A 1,647-nucleotide genomic window follows, 5' to 3' on the forward strand; every position below is an offset into this window, starting at 1 on the left:
CCTCTCTTATTCATGACGGTGCGGATCCTGAGGCCAACAGATTGGCGGTAGTTCCATGCGCGTCAACGGACCGAACGCCATCATTGCGCCTTTTTCATCGCAGAGTTCTATGGGTTTGCGGGGTTGAAGGGGTGGGTTTGGGCTCTCGGCGGCACGGCCGCGTTGACTATGCAGGCGCGGGCTTGAGCGCGGTTGCGATCGACCGGAACAGGTGAGCGTCGGGACAGGCGGAAGCGAAGGCAACCCGGATGCGGGTGGCGGTTTCGATGACGCGGGCGGCGATTTTGAGGAGACGCCCGCGCATTGTGGCGAACTCGGCGGTGGCGAGCGCGGCGCCCTTCGGGATGGCCTGCTGGACGCGCCACATAAGCCAGTACGCGGCAGTGTGCAGGATCAGGCGCATCTGGTTTGCGTTGGCCGACCGGCATGATGTGCGGTCGCTGGAAAGCTGGCTCTTGTGCAACTTGATCAGGTTCTCGGCATTGCCCCGCGCGCAATAGTGGACCTCATATGTGTCCTCGGGGCCGGGTGCGGTCAGCGAGGTGACGACAGTGCGGATATCCATGCCCATGGTGCTCGCCTCGATCCTGGCGACGACGCGACGCTGATGTTTCCAGCTTTTCGCTGCGTAGCGGGTCTCGGCAAAGAGGCGCAGGACCGGGCGATCCTCTTCGGCCCGCTGTGTCGCGCAGGCATCGGCCGCAGTCACGATCGTGGGATCGACCCGCAGCACCGCGTTGGTCGGCAGGCCAAGGACATAGTCGATCCCGTTCGCTTCGCAAAAGTCCATCACTTCGGGTCGGCCATAGTGCCCGTCACCCCGGATTGTGATGTGGGTGGTGGGCCAATGCTTGCGGATATGGCGGAACAGCCGTCGTATGTGCCCTGCGGCCTCTTTGCCTGATGGCGTCTTGCCGGTGCGCAGCAGCATCGCCACCGGGCGTCCCGTCGCCGTGTCGTAGACATGGATCGGCAAAAAACAGCGCTCGCCGTGATGACCGTTCCAGAACGATAGCTGCTGATAGCCATGAACCACATCACACGTGTCGTCGATATCCAGCGTCACCGCCGCAGGTTCGTCCGGATAGCTGGAGCAGTAGATGCCGATCATCGCCGCCATCATGCGCACCAATTCGCGGGTCGTCGGGGCGTTTTCCCAGCGGCTCATGGTCGGTTGGCTGACCAGACCCGCGCCTGCCCCCGGCAACTTGCCAAGCGCCAGGCGAAAGCCGGGATCGTCGCGCAGCGTGTCGAGATCGTCGGCGTCTTCATAACCGCAGCAGATCGCAAAAATACGCGCCCGCAGAATATCGGGCAACGTGTGGATCACCCGCGTAGGATCGCGCCGGTCGGCAATGCAACCACCAAGCTGATCGCAAATGCCCATGCTACGCTCGGCCTGGGCCAGCAACAGCACGCCACCGTCCGAGGTCAACCGGCCACCGTCAAAGGCCGCCGTGATCTTCTTGCGATGTGCCGCTGGAAACGAAAATCGGGTCGCGCTATCGTCGCTCCCGGTGGGGGTGGCTTGTGGCATTTTGTGCCTCGTTGCAGGACTGGTTTGGACGCCAATTTCCTACAATAAGCCAATGCTTTATGCCACTCCCGCCAACCAGTCAGGTGCCCCTCGGTGAATAAGACGGGCTA

Annotated in this window: 1 protein-coding gene; it reads right to left on the reverse strand. The window is 62.5% G+C overall.

The annotated features are described in order from the left end of the window. Nucleotides 1-166 precede the first annotated feature (166 nt). Nucleotides 167-1,537, reverse strand: coding sequence for an IS1380 family transposase (locus tag ACEK02_RS13310; RefSeq protein ID WP_371422164.1), 1,371 nt, complete (start codon nucleotides 1,535-1,537; stop codon nucleotides 167-169). Nucleotides 1,538-1,647 lie beyond the last annotated feature (110 nt).

Origin of the sequence: Tardiphaga sp. (assembly GCF_041424195.1) — a bacterium.
Lineage (GTDB): Bacteria > Pseudomonadota > Alphaproteobacteria > Rhizobiales > Xanthobacteraceae > Tardiphaga.